The organism is Simplicispira sedimenti, from assembly GCF_022760965.1.
Taxonomy (GTDB): domain Bacteria; phylum Pseudomonadota; class Gammaproteobacteria; order Burkholderiales; family Burkholderiaceae_C; genus Simplicispira; species Simplicispira sedimenti.
Genome location: NZ_JAKVIJ010000005.1, coordinates 179,511 through 202,485, shown reverse-complemented (window position 1 = coordinate 202,485; position 22,975 = coordinate 179,511). Strand labels below are relative to the sequence as shown.

20 protein-coding genes are annotated in these 22,975 nt (G+C 65.9%); 14 read left to right on the top strand and 6 right to left on the bottom strand.

Translation table 11 applies throughout. The features are described 5' to 3' along the window. Positions 1-68: 68 nt before the first annotated feature. Positions 69-1,589 carry a methyl-accepting chemotaxis protein gene (locus MJ602_RS07805; protein ID WP_243020249.1) on the top strand — a complete coding sequence of 507 codons (1,521 nt, stop codon included), beginning with the start codon at positions 69-71 and terminating at the stop codon, positions 1,587-1,589. A gap of 6 nt (positions 1,590-1,595) precedes the next feature. On the opposite strand, the gene MJ602_RS07800 is transcribed toward MJ602_RS07805, so the two are convergent. After that, complete coding sequence (locus tag MJ602_RS07800; RefSeq protein WP_423246695.1) at positions 1,596-2,270, bottom strand: RnfABCDGE type electron transport complex subunit B; 675 nt, start codon at positions 2,268-2,270, stop codon at positions 1,596-1,598. Positions 2,271-2,275: 5 nt separating this feature from the next. Next, complete coding sequence (locus MJ602_RS07795; RefSeq protein WP_243020248.1) at positions 2,276-3,877, bottom strand: polyhydroxyalkanoate depolymerase; 1,602 nt, start codon at positions 3,875-3,877, stop codon at positions 2,276-2,278. A gap of 281 nt (positions 3,878-4,158) precedes the next feature. Between MJ602_RS07795 and MJ602_RS07790 the strand changes: the two genes are divergently transcribed. After that, the gene (locus tag MJ602_RS07790; RefSeq protein ID WP_243020247.1) at positions 4,159-4,434 is read left to right on the top strand and encodes a hypothetical protein; all 276 of its coding nucleotides are present in this window, start codon (positions 4,159-4,161) and stop codon (positions 4,432-4,434) included. Beyond that, positions 4,395-6,821 carry a bifunctional diguanylate cyclase/phosphodiesterase gene (locus MJ602_RS16730; RefSeq protein WP_341474745.1) on the top strand — a complete coding sequence of 809 codons (2,427 nt, stop codon included), beginning with the start codon at positions 4,395-4,397 and terminating at the stop codon, positions 6,819-6,821. The genes MJ602_RS07790 and MJ602_RS16730 overlap by 40 nt, the downstream gene beginning before the upstream one ends. 31 nt (positions 6,822-6,852) lie before the next feature. Here the strand turns inward: MJ602_RS16730 and dusA are convergent, their stop codons facing one another. Continuing rightward, on the bottom strand, positions 6,853-7,854 hold the full coding sequence (dusA, locus tag MJ602_RS07770; protein WP_243020246.1) for a tRNA dihydrouridine(20/20a) synthase DusA: 1,002 nt from the start codon (positions 7,852-7,854) through the stop codon (positions 6,853-6,855). Beyond that, positions 7,854-8,771, bottom strand: a complete 918-nt coding sequence (ygfZ, locus tag MJ602_RS07765) for a CAF17-like 4Fe-4S cluster assembly/insertion protein YgfZ (RefSeq protein WP_243020245.1) — start codon at positions 8,769-8,771, stop codon at positions 7,854-7,856. The genes dusA and ygfZ overlap by 1 nt, the downstream gene beginning before the upstream one ends. A 46-nt stretch (positions 8,772-8,817) precedes the next feature. Between ygfZ and mltG the strand changes: the two genes are divergently transcribed. From mltG to MJ602_RS07735, 6 genes are read left to right on the top strand one after another with little or no spacing between them, the layout of a single operon-like run. Continuing rightward, the gene (mltG, locus tag MJ602_RS07760) at positions 8,818-9,801 is read left to right on the top strand and encodes an endolytic transglycosylase MltG (protein ID WP_197905001.1); all 984 of its coding nucleotides are present in this window, start codon (positions 8,818-8,820) and stop codon (positions 9,799-9,801) included. Further along, positions 9,798-10,475: a dTMP kinase gene (tmk, locus tag MJ602_RS07755; RefSeq protein ID WP_243020244.1), complete on the top strand. Its 678-nt coding sequence runs from the start codon at positions 9,798-9,800 to the stop codon at positions 10,473-10,475. Before mltG ends, tmk begins: the two co-directional genes overlap by 4 nt. Next, positions 10,472-11,512: a DNA polymerase III subunit delta' gene (locus MJ602_RS07750; protein WP_243020243.1), complete on the top strand. Its 1,041-nt coding sequence runs from the start codon at positions 10,472-10,474 to the stop codon at positions 11,510-11,512. Before tmk ends, MJ602_RS07750 begins: the two co-directional genes overlap by 4 nt. Continuing rightward, positions 11,509-11,868, top strand: a complete 360-nt coding sequence (locus MJ602_RS07745) for a PilZ domain-containing protein (protein WP_162016442.1) — start codon at positions 11,509-11,511, stop codon at positions 11,866-11,868. Before MJ602_RS07750 ends, MJ602_RS07745 begins: the two co-directional genes overlap by 4 nt. Positions 11,869-11,926: 58 nt before the next feature. After that, positions 11,927-12,736: a TatD family hydrolase gene (locus MJ602_RS07740; RefSeq protein ID WP_243020242.1), complete on the top strand. Its 810-nt coding sequence runs from the start codon at positions 11,927-11,929 to the stop codon at positions 12,734-12,736. After that, complete coding sequence (locus MJ602_RS07735) at positions 12,733-13,410, top strand: ankyrin repeat domain-containing protein (RefSeq protein WP_243020241.1); 678 nt, start codon at positions 12,733-12,735, stop codon at positions 13,408-13,410. The genes MJ602_RS07740 and MJ602_RS07735 overlap by 4 nt, the downstream gene beginning before the upstream one ends. Before the next feature lie 22 nt (positions 13,411-13,432). Here the strand turns inward: MJ602_RS07735 and msbA are convergent, their stop codons facing one another. Both msbA and MJ602_RS07725 read right to left on the bottom strand, forming a co-directional pair. After that, a complete protein-coding gene (msbA, locus tag MJ602_RS07730) occupies positions 13,433-15,232 on the bottom strand; it encodes a lipid A export permease/ATP-binding protein MsbA (protein WP_243020240.1) in 1,800 nt (599 codons plus the stop codon). A gap of 83 nt (positions 15,233-15,315) precedes the next feature. Beyond that, positions 15,316-15,960: a TetR/AcrR family transcriptional regulator gene (locus MJ602_RS07725; RefSeq protein ID WP_243020239.1), complete on the bottom strand. Its 645-nt coding sequence runs from the start codon at positions 15,958-15,960 to the stop codon at positions 15,316-15,318. A 259-nt stretch (positions 15,961-16,219) separates the two neighbouring features. Between MJ602_RS07725 and MJ602_RS07720 the strand changes: the two genes are divergently transcribed. From MJ602_RS07720 to MJ602_RS07700, 5 genes are read left to right on the top strand one after another with little or no spacing between them, the layout of a single operon-like run. Next, positions 16,220-17,374: an acyl-CoA dehydrogenase family protein gene (locus MJ602_RS07720; RefSeq protein ID WP_243020238.1), complete on the top strand. Its 1,155-nt coding sequence runs from the start codon at positions 16,220-16,222 to the stop codon at positions 17,372-17,374. A gap of 40 nt (positions 17,375-17,414) precedes the next feature. Next, positions 17,415-18,620 (top strand): acetyl-CoA C-acetyltransferase, encoded by a 1,206-nt coding sequence (locus MJ602_RS07715; protein WP_243020237.1) that lies wholly within the window; start codon positions 17,415-17,417, stop codon positions 18,618-18,620. A 13-nt stretch (positions 18,621-18,633) separates the two neighbouring features. After that, a complete protein-coding gene (locus MJ602_RS07710) occupies positions 18,634-20,781 on the top strand; it encodes a 3-hydroxyacyl-CoA dehydrogenase NAD-binding domain-containing protein (RefSeq protein WP_243020236.1) in 2,148 nt (715 codons plus the stop codon). Further along, positions 20,774-21,940 carry an acyl-CoA dehydrogenase family protein gene (locus tag MJ602_RS07705; RefSeq protein WP_279235926.1) on the top strand — a complete coding sequence of 389 codons (1,167 nt, stop codon included), beginning with the start codon at positions 20,774-20,776 and terminating at the stop codon, positions 21,938-21,940. Before MJ602_RS07710 ends, MJ602_RS07705 begins: the two co-directional genes overlap by 8 nt. Then, positions 21,940-22,974, top strand: a complete 1,035-nt coding sequence (locus tag MJ602_RS07700) for a CaiB/BaiF CoA transferase family protein (RefSeq protein WP_243020235.1) — start codon at positions 21,940-21,942, stop codon at positions 22,972-22,974. The genes MJ602_RS07705 and MJ602_RS07700 overlap by 1 nt, the downstream gene beginning before the upstream one ends. Position 22,975: the final 1 nt, after the last annotated feature.

The window sequence follows — 22,975 nt, the reverse complement described above, 5'->3', positions numbered from 1 at the left end:
ACCGCCCACGCGACGCATGTGCACGGGCCGCCGCGGCAACGCTTTTTTTCGTAACGGAAAGGACGACCATGGACCCCCGGCAATCCCCAGTGCTGTTGCAGCCAGGGCTCTGGCTCATGCAGCGCATGCACTTTGCAGGAAAGCTCACCCTGCTCGGTGCGGTGGTGGTGGGCCTGCTGCTGACGCTTGCGCTATTGGCCAGCACGGGTGCCGATACTGCCTGGTTTTGGGCTGTATTGGGCGTGGGTGCAGTGGTGGTGCTGTATCTGTTGCTGGCCTTGCATGCCAACCTGAGCGTGGGGTTGCGGCAGTTGGCCCATGCCATGGAACGGTCGGCCCAAGGTGACCTGTCGGTGCGCGTCAACACCCAAGGTCAGGACGAGGTGGCCGAGCTGATGCGCATGCTTGACCGTATGGTGCAGACCTTGTCCTCCATGGTCGCCGACATCCGCAGCAACGCTGCTTTGGTGAGCCAGGCAGGTCAGAGTCTGGGGCGCGACAGCAGGGCTCTGGCAGAGCGCACTGAGCAGCAGGCCGCCAATCTGGAGCAAACGGCTGCCAGTGTGGAGGAATTGTCCAGCACGGTTCAGAACAACCAGCAAAGCGTACGATCTGCCGACGAGCGTGCCAGCCGGGTCAGCCGCGACGCCGCCGAGGGTGCACAGGCCATGCAGCGGGCGGTGCAGTCGGTACAGGGCATTCAGCAGGGTGCGCGGCGCATGAACGAGATCATCGGCGTGATCGATGGCATCGCCTTTCAGACCAACATCCTGGCGCTCAATGCCGCTGTGGAGGCCGCACGTGCGGGCGAACAGGGCCGAGGCTTTGCCGTGGTGGCCTCTGAAGTGCGTACGCTCGCCGGGCGCTCGGCCGAAGCGGCGCGTGAAATCCGCGCCCTCATTGGTACCACGGTCCAACAGGTGGAAACCAGCGCCGGACTGATCGGCTCAGCGGGGCAGGGCATCAGCCAGATGACCGATGCCATTCGTACGCTGGCGCACACCATGTCGGAGATTGCGACCTCTGCGGCCGAACAGAGCACAGGCTTGCAGGAGATCAGCACGGCGGTAGGCCAGCTGGACCAGATCACCCAGCAGAACGCGCAAATGGTGGAATACGCCGTTGCCCAGACAGAAAACCTGCAGGGCCGTGCCAGCACGCTGGCCCAGGCCGTGGCTTCCTTCCGGTTGCAGCAGGGTACGGCAGACGAAGCGGTGGCGTTGGTCACGCAGGCAGCGCACCTGCACCGGCGGACAGGGCGCGAGCAATTCTTGCGCACCATCACCGACCCGGCGCAGCCTTACCACGACCGCGACATGTACGTTTTTGCCCTGGACCGCGCAGGCACCTACCTGGCCTTTGGCGGCAATACAGCCAAGGTGGGCACGCGGGTGCAGGACATCCCAGGCATTGCCGGAGATCGTTTGGTGAACGACATCGTCGCCCAGGCCGAGCGAGAGCCTGGCTGGGTGGAATACGACATCCAAAATCCAAGCACCGGCAAGGTGCAGACCAAGATGTCCTTTGTGTGCCAGCTGGATGATTTGTACGTCGGTTGCGGCGTTTACAAGACGTTGGCTAGCAGGTAAGCCGCTCTATCGCGGTGTGGGCTTGCGCATGGCTCGGGCGCGTGCCAGGGCCTGAGCAATGGCAGCCTGGCGAGCGGCCTGGGGATCGACACTGGTATCCGTCGTTGCGGTGTGTTGAACCGGTTTTTGGGGCGTTGTGGAGATGGCGCTGGTTTCGGCCCGGGCTTGGGGTGCAAGCCGCTGCTGGTGCTGCGCATAGCGCTGTCGAGCGTGTTGCGCCTGCTCCGCTGACCAGGCGTCCCAACCCGTGGCGCTGCCACTGGCGTTGACGGGAATGATGCAGTCCACCGGGCAGGCGGGAATGCACAGGCCGCAGCCCGTGCAGTCCTCGGCCAGCACGGTGTGCATCAGTTTGTTGGCTCCCACGATGGCGTCGACCGGGCAGGCCTTGATGCACAGTGTGCAGCCGATGCACCAGTCTTCGTCGATGACCACCACGCTGCGCGGTTCTTCGGTGCCGCATTCGGCATCCAGAGCCCGCACGGGCCGTCCGGTCAGCGCGGCAAGCCTCACCACACCCTGGGCTCCGCCAGGCGGGCAGCGGTTGATGTCCGCTTCTCCCACCGCCATGGCCTGGGCATATGCGGCGCAGTCTTCGTAGCCGCAGCGCTGGCACTGCGTCTGCGGAAGCGCATCCAGCAAGCGCTGGGAGAGCGCGGTAGATGACGTAGCGTCAAGCAAGGCGGTCAGGCAGCCTTGGTGCTGCGGGGGGCCTTCTTGGCAGGCGCCTTCTCCGCTACGGTCGCGGCTTGCGCCAAGGCTGCAGGTGCCTCCGCGCCAGCCCAGCGTGTGGCGGGTGCGGCAAGCACCTCTTTGGCCGCCGGTGCGTTCTCTGGTGCTTTGGCTTGGATTGCAACGGGGGCGGGCTTGCTCGCTTTGGACGTGCCACTGCGTGCCGACCGGGTGGTCGCAGGTGCGGCAGGCTTGGCTTTGACTGGAGGTTTCGCCGGTTTTGGTGGTTGGGCCTTGGCGGGGCTGGCGGGAGCGGCGGGGGCGATCGCTGCCACAGGGGCGCTGGAATGGCGAGCCTGGTGTTCACGGATGAAATCCCGAACCTGGGGATAGACGGACTCGCGCCAGCGCCGGCCGCTGAAGATGCCGTAGTGGCCTGCGCCCTTGACTTCGATATGGCGCTGCTCCTTGGAAGGCAGTCCCGTGCACAGGTCGTGCGCGGCGCGGGTCTGGCCGGCGCCGGAGATATCGTCCAGCTCGCCCTCGATGGTGAGGAGTGCACCCTGGGTGATGTCTTGTGGGCGCACGCGTTCGAGCTTGCCTTCAGGCGAGCGCACATCCCAGGTGCCGTACACCAGGCGGAATTCCTGGAACACGGTCCGGATGGTTTCCAGGTAGTAATGTGCGTCCATGTCGAGCACGGCGTTGTACTCGTCGTAGAACTTGCGGTGGGCCTCTGTGCTGCTGCCGTCACCTTTGATCAGGTTTTTGAAGTAGTCATAGTGGTTGACGGCGTGACGGTCGGGGTTCATGGCCACAAAGCCAGCGTGCTGCAGGAAGCCGGGGTACACGCGGCGGCCCGCACCGGGGAAGTTTTCGGGCACGCGGTAGATGACGTTGTTCTCAAACCATTCGAAGCTGCGTTCGCTGGCCAGGTTGTTGACTGCGGTGGGCGACTTGCGAGCGTCGATGGGCCCGCCCATCATGGTGAGCGACAGGGGTGTCATTTCCCCCCGGCTGGCCATGAGCGAAACCGCCGCCAGCACGGGCACCGTGGGCTGGCACACGCTGACCACGTGGCAGTTGCCGTAGGTCTTTTGCAGGTGGCGAATGAACTCCTGGACGTAGTTCACGTAGTCGTCCAGATGGAAATCCCCCTCGGTCAGCGGCACTGTGCGCGCATTGAGCCAATCGGTGATGTACACCTTGTGGTCGCTGAGCATGGAGCGCACCGTCTCGCGCAGCAAGGTGGCGTAGTGGCCGGACAGCGGCGCCACGATCAGCACCACGGGCTGGCCCTTGAGCTTTTCCAAGGTTTTGGGGTCGTCGGAGAAGCGCTTGAAACGGCGCAGTTCGCAGAAGGGCTTGTTGACCTCCACGCGCTCGTGGATGGCGACCTCCACCCCATCGACCGGAACGGTCTTGATGTCAAACGTGGGCTTTTCGTAGTCTTTGCCGAGGCGGTAAATCAGGTCGTAAGCCGCAGCGATGCGCTGGGCCAGGGGCGTTTTCTGCAGTGGTGACAGCGGGTTGCTGTAGAACTTGGAAGCCGCCAGCGCGAAATCGGCAAAGGGCTCCATGAAGGAGCGCTGGGTTTCGTAGATCTTGTAGAGCATGGGGCGATTCCGAAAATGTTGCAGTGCAATATAGCAGCATTTGCTTACGGGTGCATGCAGTGAAATCACCAACTTCTGGTCACTCAGGCGACAGTGCCATAAGGTATCGTGACAGTTCAGCATAATGTTCTGGTCACGACTAATAGGCCTTGCCGCCTTGGACCCCTACCAGCCCTGACGCAGGGGACTTCGCCTTCATGCACGAAACCGCGCATTTGCCGCTCCAAACCACACCCACCGTCAGCGGTTGGCGTCGGCCTGCCTGGGTGTCATTGGGTTTGATGCTGTTTTTCCTGTGCTTGACGGCGCTGTACTGGCACACCGAACGATTGGCGCACCAGCACCGCAAGCAGCAGGCCTTTGCCATGGCGGTGGATCGGATAGCCTTCAGTTTCAAGAGCCGCATGGACACCTACAAGATGGTGTTGCGCGGCGTCAAGGGCTACCACGACGGCTCGGAACAGATTGATCTGCGCGAGTTTCAGGCCTATGTGGCGGCGCTAATCTGCAAGACACCGTGCCGGGGCTGCAAGGCATTGCGTATGTCAAGCGGCTGAAGGCCGAGCAAGCCCTGGACCATGTGCGACAGGTGCGCGCCCAGGGCAACCTGCAGTACCGCATCTGGCCCGAGGGTGAGCGCGCAGAGTATTCCCTGATCACCCACATCGAGCCGGCGGATCGCCTCAACCAGTTGGTCTTGGGTGTTGATGTGGGCACGATGGCCGCCGAAGTCCAGGCGCTGGAGCGTGCGCGCGATACGGGTGAACTCGCGCTGACGGCCGCGGTGCCCCTGCGCCAGTTTGAAGGCACATCGCAACCCCTGGGCATGGTGCTGTACCTGCCGCTGTACCAGGGCGGCACCTTGCCGGAGACGGTGCCGCAGCGGCGCGATCGCCTGGTGGGCTGGGTTGCAGCGCCTTTTCGGATGCAGGATCTGTTGCAGGGAATGCGCCAACAATTGGACAAGGACATTGACCTGGCCATCTATGACGGTCCTGCGGTCGATGCGGCCCTGCGGCTGACACCGCCCGTGGATGTGCCCAGTGGTGCGCTTGAAGAGGTTCGTTGGCTTGAGCCGGGGGGGCGGCAATGGACTCTGGTCATGCGCGCCTTGCCCGGATTTGACCAGCGCTGGCGCGACACGGGCCCGGGCTTGGTTGCCTTGTTGGGTGGAGCGCTGAGCCTGCTGGTGGGCGGTATGGCCTGGGTGTTGTCCACGGCCCGCGAACGTGCGCTGGCGCTGGCCACGCGCATGACGGAGAACCTGCGCAGTACCCGTGACGAGTTGCAGAGCACACTCAACGCCATCCCCGACCTGTTGTTTGAACTGGACCCGGACGGGCGCATCCAGAGCTATCGTCCTGGCGGCGCCGACCTGCTGGCGGCCCCGGCAGAACTCTTCGAAGGCCGCCTGCTGCAGGACGTGGTCGGGCCGGAAGCAGCCGCCGGTTGCCGAGCCGCCTTGGAGGCGGCACAGCGTACTGGCCATTCCACCGGGCACCAGTTTGCGCTGAACCTGGGAGGGCAGACGCGCTGGTTTGAACTGTCCCTGGCGCGCAAGGGGGATGAGGGGGCGCCCCATGCCCAACGCCTAGTGGCACTCTCGCGCGACATCACCGAGCGCAAGCAGTCCGAGGCACGTACCCACCAATTGGCATATTTCGATCCGTTGACGGGTCTGGCCAACCGGCGCATGCTGCTCGATCGGCTGGACAACGCCCTGGCCTGGGCGCGCAATTCCCACGAAGTGGGCGCGCTGCTGTTCATCGACCTGGACAACTTCAAGCAGATCAACGATGCGCGGGGCCACCGGCTGGGTGATGCGCTGCTGTTGCAGGTGGCACTGCGGCTGGAGGGGCTGCTGCGCCCAGGCGATACCTTGGCGCGCCTGGGCGGAGATGAGTTTGTGCTGCTGCTCAACGATGTGGCGCCCGACATGGAGAGCGCAGGACGCGCAGCCTTGCTGGTTGGAGAGCAGGTCCGAACCGCACTGGAGCCCCCCTACAACATCGAGGCGCACCACTACAGCAGCACCGCCAGCATCGGCATCACCCTGTTTCCCAAGCACGCCGAAGGCGTGGAAGACCTGCTGCGTGAGGCGGACACCGCCATGTACCGCGCCAAAGACCTTGGGCGCAACCGGATCTGCTTCTACGAAGAAGCCATGCAGGCCAATGTGCAGGAGCGCCTGGCGCTGGAGCAGGACTTGAAGAAGGCCATGGGCGCCGGCGAATTGACGGCCTATCTGCAGCCGCAGGTCGCGCCCGATGGCAGGGTGGTCGGGGGTGAATTGCTGATGCGCTGGAGCCACCCGGTACGTGGCAGCGTGCCACCGTCGCGCTTCATTCCGATGGCCGAATCCTCAGGCCTGATCCTGCGCATGGGGGACTGGATGCTGCAGCAGGCCTGCGAGGCGCTGGCGCGACTGCAGTCGGCGCAGCGCCTGGTATCGCTGTCGGTGAATGTGAGTCAGCGCCAGTTCCGCCAGGACGACTTCGTGGAGCGCGTGCGCGCCGTGCTCGAACTCACCGGCGCTCCGGCCGACCATCTGATCCTGGAAGTGACGGAAAGTCTGTTGATCGAGGACCTGGAGCACACCATTTCCCGCATGACCGAACTGGTGCGCATGGGCGTGCGCTTTTCCATCGACGACTTCGGTACCGGCTACTCCAGCCTGGCCTACCTCAAGCGATTGCCCCTGTTCGAGCTCAAGATCGACCGCAGCTTTGTGCAGGACACCCCGGACGATCCCAACGACACAGCCATCGTGCAGTCGATACTCTCCATGGCCAGCCACCTCGGCCTGCGCGTGGTGGCGGAAGGGGTGGAGACGCGTGCACAGGCCGACTTTCTGACCGCCAGCCGATGCGATTGCCTGCAGGGCTACCTGTTTGGTCGCCCCGAGCCGCTGGAGGGCTGGCTGCAGCGCCACCTGGATTCTTGATCGCCCTGCCGCACGTGTGCGGACCAAGAGCTCAGGCGCGAGCGGTGCCGGCAGCGCGGGCCTGCGCTGCCACTTCGCGCGCAGGCAGGTCCTTGAGGCGGTGGTCGCTCCACACCTGGCGCCAGCGCCGGGCGCCGCTCAATCCGTGGCGCAGGCCCAGCATGTGGCGTGCGATGGCGTACCAGGGCGTGCCGTACTGCGCGGCTTCGCGCTCCATGTAGTCCACCATGGCGTCTTCCACGGCTTCCACGTTCAGCTGGCGTTCGGGTGCGCCAAAGTACAGACTGTCCCAGCGCGCCAGCCACCAGGGGTTGTGGTAGGCCTCTCGGCCCACCATCACACCATCGACATGCTGCAACTGCGCCTGCACGACCTCATCGGTGCAGATGCCGCCGTTGATGGCAATCGTCAGGTGCGGGAAGTCTTGCTTGAGCCGGTGCGCCACTTCGTAGCGCAGCGGCGGGATGTCGCGGTTTTCCTTGGGAGAGAGGCCCTGCAGCCAGGCATTGCGCGCATGCACGATGAACACCTTGCAACCGGCGTCCTGCACGGTGCCGATGAAGTCGCGCACGAAAGCGTAGCTCTCATCCTTGTCGAGCCCGATGCGGTGCTTGACTGTCACGGGTACCTCCACCACGTCCACCATGGCCTTCACGCAGTCGGCCACCAACGTGGGCGACTTCATCAGGCTGGCGCCAAAGGCACCGCGCTGCACCCGATCACTGGGGCAGCCGCAGTTGAGGTTGATCTCGTCGTAACCCCACTGTTCGCCCAGGCGTGCGGCCTGGGCCAGCTTGCTGGGCTCGTTGCCGCCCAGCTGCAGCGCCACGGGGTGTTCTTCGGCGTTGTAGCGCAGGTGCCGCTCGGTACCACCAAACAGGATGCCACCCACATTGACCATCTCGGTGTACAGCAAGGTGTGGCGCGTGAGCAGGCGATGAAGGTAGCGGCAGTGGCGGTCCGTCCAGTCCATCATGGGCGCCACGGACATGCGCCAGGGGCTGGCGCCCGGCGCGGAGGCAGGCGGTTGCATCAGAGGTCGTCGCGCAAGGGATAGGGCAGGGTGCCCAGGGTCAGAGCGGGGCCATCGGGGGCGCCTGCATGCAGGTCACCCGCTTCGGCTGCGACGATCTGGAGCGAAACGATGGCGTCCCACCCGCCGCCTGGCGCAGCCGCTGTCTGCACCACAGTACCGCAGGCCTGCTCGGCGTCCTGGGGGCTGAACACCTCGGCGCCCACGTTCAGCGGCGCATCGGCATGGGCGATGTAGGCACGGCGTTTGATGGCACCGCGGAACTGGCTGCGCGCCACGACCTCCTGGCCGGGATAGCAGCCTTTCTTGAAACTCACGCCATCGACCGACTCGTAGTTGAGCATCTGCGGCACAAAGGCATCCACCAGCGGTGCGCTCAGCGTGGCCACGCCGCTGTGCACCTCGCCCCAGGCCCACAGTGCGGGGTCGAGAAGGGTGCCAGCGGGCAGGGGCTCGGCGGCCGGGGCCACCCACAGTGCGCGCGGCTGGCCCGCTGCCGGAGGCAGGTGCACCACGCTTGCAGAGCCAAAATCGGCCTTGAGCCACATAGGTTGTGCGCTACCAGCTATTGAATTGATAGCATCTCCGGCCAGCCCAGCAATGCGCAGCTCGGCACTGGCGTCGCTCAGGCGCACCTTGGCGCGCAGCACGAACATGCTCAGGCGCTTGAGGGTGGCGGCCAGCAGGTCGCGCTGGCAGACCAGCCACACCTCGGTGGGGCTGCGCTTGAAGCCGATGAAGCTTGCCTGCATGCGGCCCTTGGCCGACAGAAAGGCGCACAGGCGCGCGTGCGCCAGGTCGAGGAGGGCAAAGTCGTGGGTGAGCTGGCCGTGAAGGAATTTGGCGGCGTCTTCGCCTTCGGCGCGAATGACGCCCAGGTGGTCGAGTGGGGCTACGCCCTGGAGCATCGCAGTCATCCCTCCATTATGATGCCCGGTTCTTCACTCTACTGGCATCAGGGTTGTGCGCCGACTTCTCGTTCTGGCATTGATAGTGGCCACCGCGCTGGGGGCTGCGGCATGGGCTTGGCTGCATGCGCCGCTGCCCATGGGCAGCGAGCCGCTGGAGCTGGCCATCGAGCCCGGCACGCCGCCGCGCACCATTGCGCGTGACATCGAGCGCGCAGGGGTGCGTGTCGATGCGCGTCTGCTGTTTGCCTGGTTCCGCCTGTCGGGCAAGGTGCGCGAGATCCGCGCGGGCAACTACGAGATTCCGCCCGGCACCACGCCCATCGCACTGCTCGACAAGCTGGTGCGCGGCGAGGAGTCGCTGCGCAGTCTGACCTTGGTGGAGGGCTGGACCTTCCGCCAGATGCGCGCCGCGCTGGCCCGCGAGGAGCTGCGCCACGACACCGCCAGTCTGTCGGACGCTGAGATCATGCAGCAGCTCGGCCGCCCCGGCGTGCCCGCCGAGGGGCGCTTCTTCCCCGATACCTACGCCTATGCCAAGGGTTCCAGCGATCTGGCCGTGCTGCGCCGCGCATTGCACGCCATGGATCGCCACCTGGAAGCCGCCTGGGCGCAGCGCAGTGCCGACACGCCGCTCAAGAGCGCCGATGAGGCACTGGTCCTGGCCAGCATTGTCGAAAAGGAAACCGGCCAGGCGGCCGACCGGCCGCAGATCGCCGGGGTGTTTGCCAACCGCCTGCGCACCGGCATGCTGCTGCAGACCGACCCGACCGTGATCTACGGCCTGGGCGAGAAGTTCGACGGCAACCTGCGCAAGCGTGACCTGCAGACCGACACGCCCTGGAACACCTACACCCGTACGGGCCTGCCACCCACGCCCATCGCCATGCCGGGCAAGGCCTCGCTCATGGCAGCGGTGCAGCCCCAGGCGACGCGGGCCTTGTACTTCGTGGCGCGTGGCGATGGCAGCAGCCATTTCAGCGCCACGCTCGAAGAACACAACCGCGCCGTCCAGCGCTACCAACTGCAAAAGAAATGACCCCAGGTTTGTTCATCACCTTCGAGGGCATAGATGGCGCGGGCAAGTCCTCGCACATCGAGGCACTGGCGGCCGCCTTGCGCAGCGCCGGGCGCAGCGTCACCGTCACACGTGAACCGGGCGGCACCCCGCTGGCCGAAAAGCTGCGCACGCTGCTGCTGGGCGAACCCATGGATGCGCTCACCGAGGCGCTGCTGGTGTTTGCCGGCCGGCGCGACCACCTGCGCCAGGTCATCGAGCCTGCGCTGGCCCGGGGCGAGGTGGTGCTGTGCGACCGCTACACCGATGCCACCTTTGCCTACCAGGGCGGTGGGCGAGGCTTCGATTGGGATTTGCTATCGATATTGGAGCGCATGGCGCAGACGGGGCTTGCCCTGCAGCCCGATTTGATGCGTGAACCTGACCTGACCTTCTGGTTTGATCTGCCCCCGGCCACGGCGGCGCAGCGCTTGGTCACGGCCCGCACGCCCGACCGGTTCGAGTCGCAGGACGAGGCCTTTTTCACGCGTGTGGCCCAGGGCTATGCCCGGCGCGCCCAGACGGCACCGCAGCGCTTTGCCCGCCTGGATGCGGCACAGCCCCGCGATGCGGTGTGGGCCCAATTGCTGCAGGTGCTGGCGCAGCGTGGTTGGCTGGCACAGGCCGCCATGCCGGGGCAGGAGGGCGGGGCGTGAGCCAGGGTTCGGGCAGCACCGCTGCACCACCGCCCTGGATTGCCGCCCAGCGCGCGCACTTGCTGGCCCAGCGTGGCCATGCCTGGCTGCTGCACGGGCCCTCGGGCCTGGGGCAGTTGCCCTTGGCTCTGGAGCTGGTGCGCGCGTGGCTGTGCGAATCCCCGGCAACGGATGGCAGCGCCTGCGGCCAGTGCGCCAGCTGCCACGCCATCGACGTGCACACCCACGCCGACCTGTGCGTGCTCATGCCCGAAACCGAGATGCTGGCCCAAGGCTGGCCCTTGCCCGAAAAGGCGCAGGCCGAGATCGACGACAAGAAGCGCAAGCCCAGCGCCGAGATCCGCGTGGAGGCCATGCGCGACGCCGTGGAGTTTGCCCAGCGCACCAGTGCACGCGGCCGGGGCAAGGCTGTGCTGGTGTACCCGGCCGAACAGATGAACCACGTGACCGCCAACGCCTTGCTCAAGACGTTGGAGGAGCCGCCCGGTGACGTGCGTTTTGTGCTGGCCAGCGAGGCGGCGCACCAGTTGCTTCCCACCATTCGCAGCCGCTGCCTGGGCCATGCCATGGCCTGGCCCGATGATGCGCAGATGCAAGCCTGGCTGGCCGCGCAGGGCGTGTCCGGCCCTGCCGCGCAGGCCTGGTTGCGCGCTGCAGGCGGGCGCCCCTACGATGCACTGCAACTGGCCCACAGCAGCCTGGAGCCGCAGGCCTGGGCCGACTTTCCCAAGGGCTTGCTGCGCGGTGTGCCCACCGTGCTGGCGCAGGCCAGCCCGGCGCAGGCCATCACCGCGCTGCAAAAGCTTTGCCATGACCTCATGGCTGTGCAAGTGGGTGCTGCGCCGCGCTACTTTGCCGCCGCCGACCTGCCGCCCGCGCCGCCGCTGGCAGCGCTGACCCGGTGGTCGCGCGCGCTGTTGCAGGCTGCGCGCACAGCCGAGCATCCCTACAACACAGGCCTGATGCTGGAGGCGCTTGTCGCCCAGGCACGAAACACCCTACACTCGCCCTCAACGTCACCGTCCGCTAGACCATGAGCACCCCCTCCACAGCGCCCCGTCCCAGCGTCATGCAGCTGGCCATCAAGGAAAAGGGCGCCTTGCATGCAGCCTACATTCCGTTCTTTGAAGAGGGCGGCATCTTTGTGCCCACCACGCGCGAATACCGCTTGGGCGATGACGTGTATGTGCTGCTGACGCTGCCGGACGACCCACAGCGCTACCCGGTGGCGGGCCGTGTGGCCTGGGTCACGCCCGCGCGTGCCGGGGGCAACCGCACGCAGGGCGTGGGCATCCAGTTTCCCAAGGACGAAAAATCGCGCCAGCTCAAGGTGAAGATCGAGCAGATCCTCGGCGCAGCGCTGGGTTCGGACCGCCCGACGCAGACCATTTGAGCGTTGCATTGATTGTCTGCCGATCCGTGTCCGCGCGGGTCGGCTTTGTGAGCCAGTCATGTTCACCGATTCGCATTGCCACCTCACCTTTCCGCAACTGGCCGAGCAGTTGCCTGCCATCCGCGCCGCCATGCAGGCGGCGCAGGTCGATCGGGCCCTGTGCATCTGCACCACGATGGAAGAATTTGCCGAGGTGCATGCGCTGGCCACGGGGTATGACAACTTCTGGTGCTCGGTGGGCGTGCACCCCGACAACGAGGGGGTGACCGAACCCACGGTGCAAGACCTGCTGGACCGCGCGGCCCTGCCGCGCGTGGTCGCCATCGGCGAAACCGGGCTGGACTACTACGGCATGGAAGACCGCAAGGGAGGGCGCAGCGTGGCCGACCTGGAGTGGCAGCGCGAGCGTTTTCGCACCCACATCCGTGCCGCGCGCGCCTGTGGCAAGCCCCTGGTGATCCATACGCGCAGTGCCTCGGACGACACGCTGCGCATCCTGCGCGAAGAGGGCGAGGATGGTAGCGCTGCCAGCGCGGGCGGCGTGTTCCATTGCTTCACCGAAACCGCCTCCGTGGCGCGCGCAGCACTCGACCTGGGCTACTACATTTCGTTCTCGGGCATCATCACCTTCCGCAACGCGCAAGACCTGCGCGATGTGGCCGCCTTTGTTCCCATGGATCGCATGCTCATCGAAACCGACAGCCCCTACCTGGCGCCCGTGCCCTACCGAGGCAAGACCAACAGCCCCGCCTACGTGCCCGAAGTGGCACGCCAGATTGCCGCCGTGCGCGGCATGGCCGTGGAGACCGTGGCCGAGGCCACGGGCCGCAACTTCGAGTGCCTGTTCAAGGGCGTGGTGCAGCCATGAGCGCGTTGACCTTGGCGCGCCGCAGCCTGCTGGCCCTGGCCTGTGCGGCCTGCCTGCCGGTGCGGGCCGGTTCCTACGAAGACTTCTTTGTTGCCGTGGTGCGCGATGACCCTGGCACCATCAATGCGCTGCTGCAACGTGGCTTCGATCCCAACACGCGCGATCCCAAGGGGCAGGTCGGTCTGACGCTCGCCCTGCAGAACGGTTCGTTCAAGGTGTTCGATGCCCTGTTGCAGGCCCGTGGCCTGCAGGTGGATGCCCGCAACACGCAGGACGAGAGCCCCTTGATGATCGCTGCCCTGCGCGGCCTGGTGCAGGCCGTGCGCAGTCTGATCGAACGCGAGGCCGACGTGAACAAAGCCGGCTGGACGCCGCTGCACTACGCGGCCACGGGCACCACACCGCAGCAACCCGAGGTCATCGCCCTGTTGCTGGAGCACCATGCCTACATCGATGCGGAATCCCCCAACGGAACCACGCCGCTGATGATGGCGGTGCACTACGGCACGCGTGAATCGGCAGAGCTGCTGCTCAAGGAGGGGGCCGACCCGGCGCTCAAGAACAAGTTGGGGCTCAGCGCGGCCGACTTTGCCCTGCGCGCCAACCGCAAGGACATGGCCGACCTCATCGCCGCAGCCATCCGCCAGCGTCAGCCCAACCGGGGGCGCTGGTAGATCGCTTTTCAGCGGCTGCGGCTCATTCGTCCTGCGGGCGCGCCTGCAGGCGGGCATACAGGCCGCCCTGGGCCAGCAGCTCTGCGTGCGTGCCTTGTTCCACAATCCGGCCGCGCTCCATCACCACCACGCGGTCGGCATGTTCGATGGTGGACAGCCGGTGCGCAATCACCAGCGTGGTGCGGCCCTGCATGAGCCGTTGCAGGGCGTCCTGTACCAGGCGTTCGGATTCGGTGTCCAGAGCCGAAGTGGCTTCGTCCAGGATCAGAATCGGGGCATTCTTGTACAGTGCACGCGCGATGGCCAGGCGCTGGCGCTGGCCGCCCGAGAGCTGTGTGGCGTTGTGACCGACCAAGGTGTTCACCCCTTGGGGCAGACCTTCCACATAGGCCGAGAGGTTGGCGGCTGCCAGGCATTCGTGCACGCGTTGCAGATCCACATCCTGACCCAGCGCCACGTTGGCGGCAATGCTGTCGTTGAACATCACCACGTCCTGGCTCACCAGGGCGAACTGCGCGCGCAGCGCCGTCAGGTCCCAGTCCTGCACGCGGTGGTCGTCCAGTAGCACCTCGCCTGCGCTGTGCTGCACAAAACGTGGCAGCAGGTTCACCAGCGTGGTCTTGCCTGCGCCAGAGGGGCCGACCAGGGCCACCACCTCACCGGGCTGCACCTGCAGATCGACACCACTCAGCGCGGGCGCCTGGTCGGCTGCAAAGGCCACGCGCACCCCGCGCAGCGTGATGGCACCGCGCGCGTGGCCGGGGGCGTGGCTGCCGCCAGTCTCGGCAGGGGCGTGGCCCAGCAGGTTCAGGCCGCGCTCCAGCGCTGCCACGCCGCGTGTCAGGGGGCTGGCAACGTCTGCCAGGCGGCGGATAGGGGCAATGAGCATCAGCATGGCCGTGATGAAGGCCACAAAGCCGCCCACGGTCACGTCCTGGGCGGCAGCGCCAACACCGCGGCTTTGCCACAAGGCCACGCAAATCACGGTGGACAGGGCTGCAGCGGCCAGCAGTTGGGTCAGCGGCGTCATGGCCGAGGAGGCGATGGTGGATTTGATCGCCAAACCACGCAGCCTGCGGCTGAGCGCATCGAATCGCTTGGCCTGTGCGGGCTGCGCCCCATGCAGGCGCACCATGCGGTGGGCGAGCACGTTTTCCTCGACCACATAGGCCAGTTCGTCGGTGGCCTGTTGGCCGCTCTTGGTCAGGTGGTACAGGCGCCGCGAGAGGGTCTTCATGATCCACGCCACGCCGGGCACGACCACCGCGACGATGAGCGTGAGCTGCCAGTTCAGGTACAGCAGATACACCAGCAACGCGACCAGGGTGAAGCCATCGCGCGAAATGCTCAGCAGCGCCTGGACGATGAGGGACGCACCGGTCTGCACTTCATAGACCACGGTGTTGGACAGGCTGCTGGCGGACTGGCGCGTGAACAGTCCCAGTTCGGCCGCCAGCAAACGGTCAAAAAGCTGCCGACGCAGTGCCAGCATGCCTTCGTTGGCAATGCGGGCCAGGGCGTATTGCCCGACAAACTGGGACAGCCCGCGCACCAGAAAAATGCCCATGATGGCCGCTGGAACCATCCAGAGCTGCAGCGTGCCCTGGGTAAAGCCTTGGTCCAGCAAAGGTTTGAGGAGCGCGGGAATGAGGGGTTCGGTAATGCCCACGGCCAATGTGGCAAGCACGGCAGCCGTCCAGGCCCATCGGTGGTGCAGACCGAAATACACCGACAGGCGCCCCAGCCGCGCGCGCAATGGCTCGTCAGGGGCCGCAGAACTGGTACTGGGGGAATACTGAGGGCTGGCGTCTGGAGCGGGCATGAGGGCGAGATTCTACTTTTAGCGGGTGTTGGCAAACGCCCCGGCGTTCACTGTGGGGGCCGGCAGGAGTGGCCAAGGAGGATTCAGTCGGCTGACATCGCCCGCCACAGGATGTGAAACAGCTCATCGAACTGTGCGGTCAATGGGCGTTTTTCGCCACGCACGATGTGCATCAGCACCACGCGGCCGACGATGCCCATGAACACGTCCAGCAACACCTTGCTGGACACCCGGTCGTTCAGCACGCCGCGTGCCTGGCCGTCCTTGAATACACCCAGAAAGGCGCTCATCAGTTCCGGGCTCTCGTAAATGCCGATGTTCTTGTGCCGCGACACGGGCACGGCGGTGAACATCAGCAACATGACGGCCGGGTGTTTGTCCATGTAGTCCAGCGTGACCCAGCAGGTTTTGCGCAGGCGCTCGCGCGCGTCGTCGATGCCCTGCAGGTGGTCGATCATGCGCTCGGCCAGGCGTCCCAGCATGATGTCGAGCATGCTGTACACCAGCGCTTCCTTGCTCCCGAAGTATTTGTAGATGGTCTGCAGCGATACGTTGGCGCTGCGGGCCACGTCGTGCAGGCTCACTTCGTGGAAGTCGCGGCTGGAAAACAGGTCCAGCACCGCTTTTTCCACGCGGGCGAGCGTGTCGCTGCGCATGGCAGTCAGGGGTGCCTTGGGGGAGAACTCTGCGGTGCCTGGGCTGGCTTCGGGAGGATGGCTTTCCGACATGGTAATTAATATTACCAAATGGTGATGTTGGCAGTGAAACGCAGTTGCGTCACCTTGCGCAATGGTTCCGTATTGGTCACCATGCGAACTGTTGCGTTACCCGTTCATTGACTCACAAAAACGGATCGCACACCTGCCGAATCAGGCCAAAGATCATGGTTTTCCCTTGGTAATCAGATGGGTAATGCTGATTACCGTAGATCCCTGATCTGCCTGCAGGCAAGCGTTTTGGAACCGATTATTTGCAAGGAGCTTTTCTGTGGCCATTCACAACTTCGCCGCCGCCTGGATGACCGACGAACACCAGATGCTGTTCGACACGGCCAGCCGTTTTTTCAAGGAGCAATGGGCTCCCAAGGATGAAGCCTGGCGCCAGGCCGGCATGATGGACCGCAGTGCCTGGGAAGAGGCCGGGGCCAATGGCTTCTTGTGTGCTTCCATGCCCGAGGAATACGGTGGCGCAGGTGGCGACTTCGGCCACGAGGCCGCGCTGATCCTGGCGCAGGGTACGGCGGGCATTTCGGGCTTTGGCGGTTCGCTGCACTCGGGCATCGTGGCGCCTTACATCCTGCACCATGGCACCGAAGAGCAGAAAAAGCGCTGGCTGCCGCGCCTGGCCACGGGCGAGCTGATTGGCGCCATCGCCATGACCGAGCCCGGCACGGGCTCCGATCTGCAGGGCGTGCGCACCACGGCCATCAAGGAAGGTGAGAGCTACCGCATCAACGGCAGCAAGACCTTCATCACCAACGGCCAACTGGCCAACCTCGTCATCGTGGTCTGCAAGACCAACAAGGACCAGGGCGCGCAGGGCATGTCGCTGATGGTCGTCGAGACCGATGAGGTGCGGGGCTTCCGCCGGGGGCGCAACCTCGACAAGCTGGGCATGGATGCGCAGGACACCTCGGAGCTGTTCTTCGACGACGTGGTGGTGCCCGCCACCAACCTGCTGGGCGGGCAGGAGGGCATGGGTTTCATCCAACTGATGCAGGAGTTGCCGCAGGAGCGCCTGATCGTGGCCCTGGCCGGTATTGCCGCCATGGAGCTGGCCATGCAGGAAACCCTGGCCTACACCAAGGAGCGCCAGGCCTTTGGCAAGCCCATCTTTGCGTTCCAGAACACGCGCTTCAAGCTGGCCGAATGCCAGGCGCTGCTGATGGCCTCGCGCGCGCTGGTCGATGCGGCCATGGTGGCGCACCTCAAGGGCGAACTGGGCGTGGAGCGTGCGGCGCTCATCAAGTACTGGATCTCCGACAACCAGTGCAAGCTGATCGACGAATGCCTGCAGCTCTTCGGCGGCTACGGCTACATGAAGGAATACGTCATCGCCCGCCTGTATGCCGACGCCCGCGTGCAGCGCATCTACGGCGGAACCAACGAAATCATGAAGGAGCTGGCCTCGCGCTTCCTGTGACGCCAATCCTTTTCATCCATTCATTCACCAAGGAGCTTCCATGACCGAAGCCTATATCTACGACGCCGTGCGCACCCCGCGCGGCAAGGGCAAGAAGGACGGCCGCCTGCACCAGGCCACACCCGTGTGGCTGCTGCGCACGCTGCTGCAGGCGCTGCAGGCGCGCAACCGGCTCGACACGGCGCTGGTCGATGACCTGGTGCTGGGCTGCGTCACGCCCGTGGGCGAGCAGGGCGCCGACATTGCCCGCACCGCCGTGCTGGATGCCGGCTGGGCGCAAACCGTGGCGGGCGTGACGCAGTCGCGCTTCTGTGCCTCGGGCCTGGAGTCGATCAACCTGGCCACGGCCAAGATCATGTCCGGCATGGAAGACATGGTGGTCGCGGGCGGCGTGGAGTCCATGAGCCGCTGGGCCATGGGCAGCGACGGCGGCGCCTGGGTCATGGACCCGCGCGTCAACAGCGGCACGGCCTTCATTCCGCAGGGCATCAGCGCGGATCTGATCGCCACGCTGGAAGGCTTTGGCCGCGCAGATCTTGATGCCTTTGCCGCCGAGTCGCACCGCCGCGCCGCGCAGGCCCAGGCCGAAGGGCGCTTTGCGCGCTCCATTGTTCCGGTCACGGACATCAATGGCATGGTGATGCTGGACCGTGACGAGACCGTGCGTCCCGGCACCTCGGTCGAGTCGCTGGCCAAGCTCAACCCCTCGTTCGAGATGATGGGCAGCATGGGCTTTGATTCCACCGCGCTGGACAAGTACACCACCATCGAAAAGATCCAACACCACCACCACGCGGGCAACTCCTCGGGCATCGTCGATGGCGCGGCGCTGATGCTGCTGGGCAGCAAGGCGGCGGGCGAGAAGGCGGGCCTCAAGCCCCGCGCCAAGGTGCGCATGTGCGCCGTCATCGGCTCCGAACCCACCATCATGCTGACTGGCCCCACGCCCGCCGTGCGCAAGGCCCTGGCCAAGGCGGGCATGGCGGTGTCGGACATCGATCTGTGGGAAGTGAACGAAGCCTTTGCCACCGTGCCCATGAAGACGGCGCGCGACCTGGGTGTGCAGCTGGACCGCGTGAACGTCAACGGCGGGGCCATCGCCATGGGCCACCCGCTGGGCGCCACGGGCGCCATCATCCTGGGCACGGCGCTGGACGAGCTGGAGCGTACCGGCCAATCCACGGCGCTGGCCACCCTGTGCGTCGGTGCCGGCATGGGCATCGCCACCATCATCGAACGCGTTTGAACGAGGCGAACCCATGACACAGCAAGATTCCGTCACTTTCGAAGTGGACGCCAGCGGCGTCGGTCTGGTCACTTTCGACCAGCCCGGCCGCGCCATGAACGTGCTCACGCCCGAGCTGCTGGGCCGCTTTGCCACGCTGCTGGAGCGCCTGGAGCAGGAAGAGGGCCTCAAAGGTCTGGTGCTCACCTCGGGCAAGTCCAGCTTCATCGCGGGCGCCGACATCGACCAGCTGAGCCAGATCACCACGGTGGAGCAGGCCTTCCAGTTGGGCGAGGAGCTCAAGGCCCTGTTGCGCCGCATGGAAAAATGCGGCAAGCCCGTGGTGGCTGCCCTCAACGGCACCACGCTGGGCGGCGGCCTGGAACTGGCGCTGGCCTGCCACGCCCGCTTTGCCATCGACGACCCCAAGGCCAAGATCGGCCTGCCCGAGGTCAAGCTGGGCCTGCTGCCCGGCGCCGGCGGAACGCAGCGCCTGCCGCGCCTCATCGGCATCCAGAAGAGCTTTGAACTCATCACCCAGGGTACGGAGCTGAGCCCCGCCAAGGCCAAGGGCCTGGGCATCGTCAACGAACTGGCCGCTACGCGTGAGGAGCTGCTGCAAAAGGCGCGTGACTGGTGCCTGGCCAACCCCAAGCCCGTGCAGCCCTGGGACGCCAAAGGCTTCCGCATCCCCGGCGGCGACAGCAAGAGTCCGTCCGTGGTGCAGATGCTGGCCATCGCGCCCTCCATGGCCAACGCCAAGGCCCATGGCAACTACCCGGCCATCACGCACATCATGAGCTGCCTGTTCGAAGGCTGCCTGCTCGACATCGACAACGCGCTGCAGGTCGAGTCGCGCTACTTCGCGGCCTGCATCGTCTCACAGGTCAGCAAGAACATGATCGGCACCCTGTGGTACCAGCTCAATGCCATCAAGAAGGGCCAGTCGCGCCCCGCCAGCCAGCCGCAGGGCAAGGTGAAAAAGGTCGGCATCCTGGGCGCCGGCATGATGGGTGCGGGCATTGCCTATGTGTCGGCCAAGGCTGGTATCGACGTGGTGCTGCTCGACACCACGCATGAGAACGCCGACAAGGGCAAGGCCTACTCGCAAGGCCTGCTGGACAAGGCCTTGTCACGCGGCAAAACCACGCAGGAGAAACGCGATGCGCTGCTGGCGCGCATCCAGCCGACCACGCGCTACGAAGACCTGCAGGGCTGCGACCTGGTGGTCGAGGCCGTGTTCGAGGACCGTGCCATCAAGGCCAACTGCACCCAACTGGCCGAGGCCGTGATCGGCGAGGACGCGGTGTTTGCCTCCAACACCTCCACGCTGCCCATCACGGGCCTGGCCCAGGTGAGCCGCCGCCCAGCGCACTTCATCGGCCTGCATTTCTTCTCGCCCGTGGACAAGATGCCGCTGGTCGAGATCATCGTGGGCGAGAAGACGTCGGACGCCACGCTGGCACGCGGTTTCGACTACGTGCTGCAGATCGGCAAGACGCCCATCGTGGTCAACGACAGCCGGGGCTTCTACACCTCTCGCGTGTTCGCCACCTACGTGATGGAGGGCATCGCCATGCTGGCCGAGGGCGTGCACCCGCGCTCGATCGAGGTGGCGGGTGTCAAGGCCGGCATGCCCATGCCGCCGCTGGCCCTGCAGGACGAGGTGTCGCTGAGCCTGTCGCTGCACGTGAGCGACCAGACACGCCGCGACCTGGAGGCCGAAGGCAAGACCTACCCCACGCACCCCGGAGAGGCCGTGCTGCGCAAGCTGTGCGCCGAGATGGGCCGCGTCGGCAAGAAGGCCGGCAAGGGCTTTTACGACTACCAGGGCAAGGAAAAGAGCCTGTGGCCGGAGCTGACCACGCTCTACCCACCGCGCGCCGACCAGCCCACGCAGCAGGAGCTGGTGGACCGGCTGATGTTCATCCAGGCCAACGAGGCCGCGCGCTGCTTCGAGGAAAACGTGGTGCGCTCGGTGGCCGACGCCAACATCGGCTCCATCTTCGGCTGGGGCTTCGCGCCGCACCAGGGTGGCGCGCTGCAGTTCATCAACGCCATGGGCGTCCAGCGCTTCGTAGCGCGCTCGCGTGAACTGGCGCGGCAGCATGGCGCACGCTTCGAGCCCGCGGCCATTCTGGTCCAGATGGCGCAGGAAAACCGGAGGTTCCAGGATGCGTGATCCCGCCCTCGCCAGCGTGTATGTGGATTACTTCAACGAAACGCATGGCATGGTGCGCGACACCATGCGCCGCTTCGTCAACGAGGCCGTCAAGCCGCACATCGACGCATGGGAAGAGGCGGGCGGTTTCCCGCGCGAGGTGTACCAGCACGCCGGCAGCCTGGGCCTGCTGGGCATAGGCCACCCCACCGAGTTCGGCGGCTCGGGCGAGCAGGACGTGTTCCTGAAGGTGGCCGCCAGCGAGGAACTGATGCGCAGCGGCTCGGGTGGCTTCGTCGCCAGCCTGGGCTCGCTGGACATCGGCCTGCCGCCGGTCTGGCGCACGGGTTCGGATGCGCTCAAGGCACGCGTGGTACCGCAGGTGCTCGCGGGCGAGAAGATCATCGCCCTGGCCATCACCGAGCCCAGTGGCGGCTCGGACGTGGCCAACCTCAAGACCCGCGCGGTGCGCGATGGCGACCACTATGTGGTCAACGGCTCCAAGACCTTCATCACCTCGGGCGCGCGCGCCGACTACTACACCGTGGCCGTGCGCACGGGCGAGGCGGGTTTTGGAGGCGTGTCGCTGCTGCTGATCGAGAAGGGCACGCCGGGCTTCACCGTGGGGCGCACGCTCAAGAAGATGGGCTGGTGGGCGTCCGATACGGCCGAGCTGTTCTTCCAGGACTGTCGCGTGCCGGCGGAAAACCTGCTGGGGCCGGAGAACTCGGGCTTCTTCACCATCATGGCCAACTTCCAGGCCGAGCGCCTGAGCCTGGCCATCATGGCGACCATGACGGCGCAGCTCGCGCTGGAGCAATGCCTGGCCTACGTGAAGGAGCGCACCACCTTCGGCAAGCCGCTGTCCAAGCACCAGGTCATCCGCCACAAGCTGGCCGAGATGGCCACGCAGGTGAACGTGGCGCGCGAATACACCTACCGCTGCGCCGCGCGCATGCAGGCGGGCGAGTCGGCGATTGCCGAGGTCTCCATGGCCAAGAACTTCGCCACCTCGGTGTCCACCATGGTCACGGATGAGGCGGTGCAGATCTTTGGCGGCATGGGCTACATGCGCGAGTCGCTGGTCGAGCGCCTGTACCGCGACAACCGCATCCTCTCCATTGGCGGCGGCACGCACGAGATCATGAACGAGATCATTTCCAAGCAATTGGGACTCTGATGGGCGATACCGCATTGCCACCGTTGCTGTCCGGCTTGCGCGTGCTCGACCTCACGCGCAACCTGCCCGGTCCCTTCGCCACGCGCCTGCTGGCCGACCTGGGCGCCACCATCGTCAAGGTGGAGCCGCCCGAGGGCGACCCGGCGCGACCGCTGGCAGCGCTGTTCGAGGCGCTCAACCACGGCAAGGAATGCCGCACCATCGACTTCCGCAGCAGCGCCGACCTGGACCGCCTGCGCGCCTGGGTGCAGGAGGCCGATGTGCTGCTCGACAGCTTCCGCCCCGGTGTGCTGCAGGGCCTGGGGCTGGATGCGGCCACGTTGCACGCGCTGAACCCGCGCCTGGTGATGGTGTCCATCACCGGCTACGGCCAGCACGGCCCCTGGGCGCAGAAGGCGGGGCACGACCTCAACTTCATGGCGCTGTCGGGCGTGCTGGACCAGATGCGCGCGCCCACGGGCGAACTGGCCCTGTCCAACGTGCAGTGGGGTGATCTGGCGGGCGGCAGCGCCATGGCCTGCATCGCCGTGCTGGCCGCGGTGTTCGAGGCACAGAAGACGGGGCAGGGTCGGCACCTGGACGTGAGCATGGTCCATGGCCTGCACGCCCAACTGGTCATGCCCCAGGCCACGGGCGCCATGCTGGCACCGCTGCTGGGGCGCCGCCCCGGCGCGGGCGAGGACCTGCTCAACGGCGTGCTGCCTTGCTACAACATCTACGCCACGCAGGATGGCCGCCACCTGGCCGTGGGGGCGCTGGAGTTCAAGTTCTGGAAGGTGGCGTGCGAAGTCTTTGAGCGCCCCGACTGGGTGCAGCGCCACTGGCAGCGCGGCCAGTTGCCGGGCTCGCCCGACTGCGCAGCCCTGCGCGCCGAGGTGGCGCAGCTTGTGGCCTCGCAGCCGCTGGCCGTGTGGAGCGAGCGCTTCGCGCAGGCGGATGCCTGCGTGACCCCGGTGCTCACGCTGGAGGAGGCGCAGGCGCACCCGCTGTTTGCAGACGGCGCTCGGCCCCAGCCTTGGGCTGAAATCGCGTAAG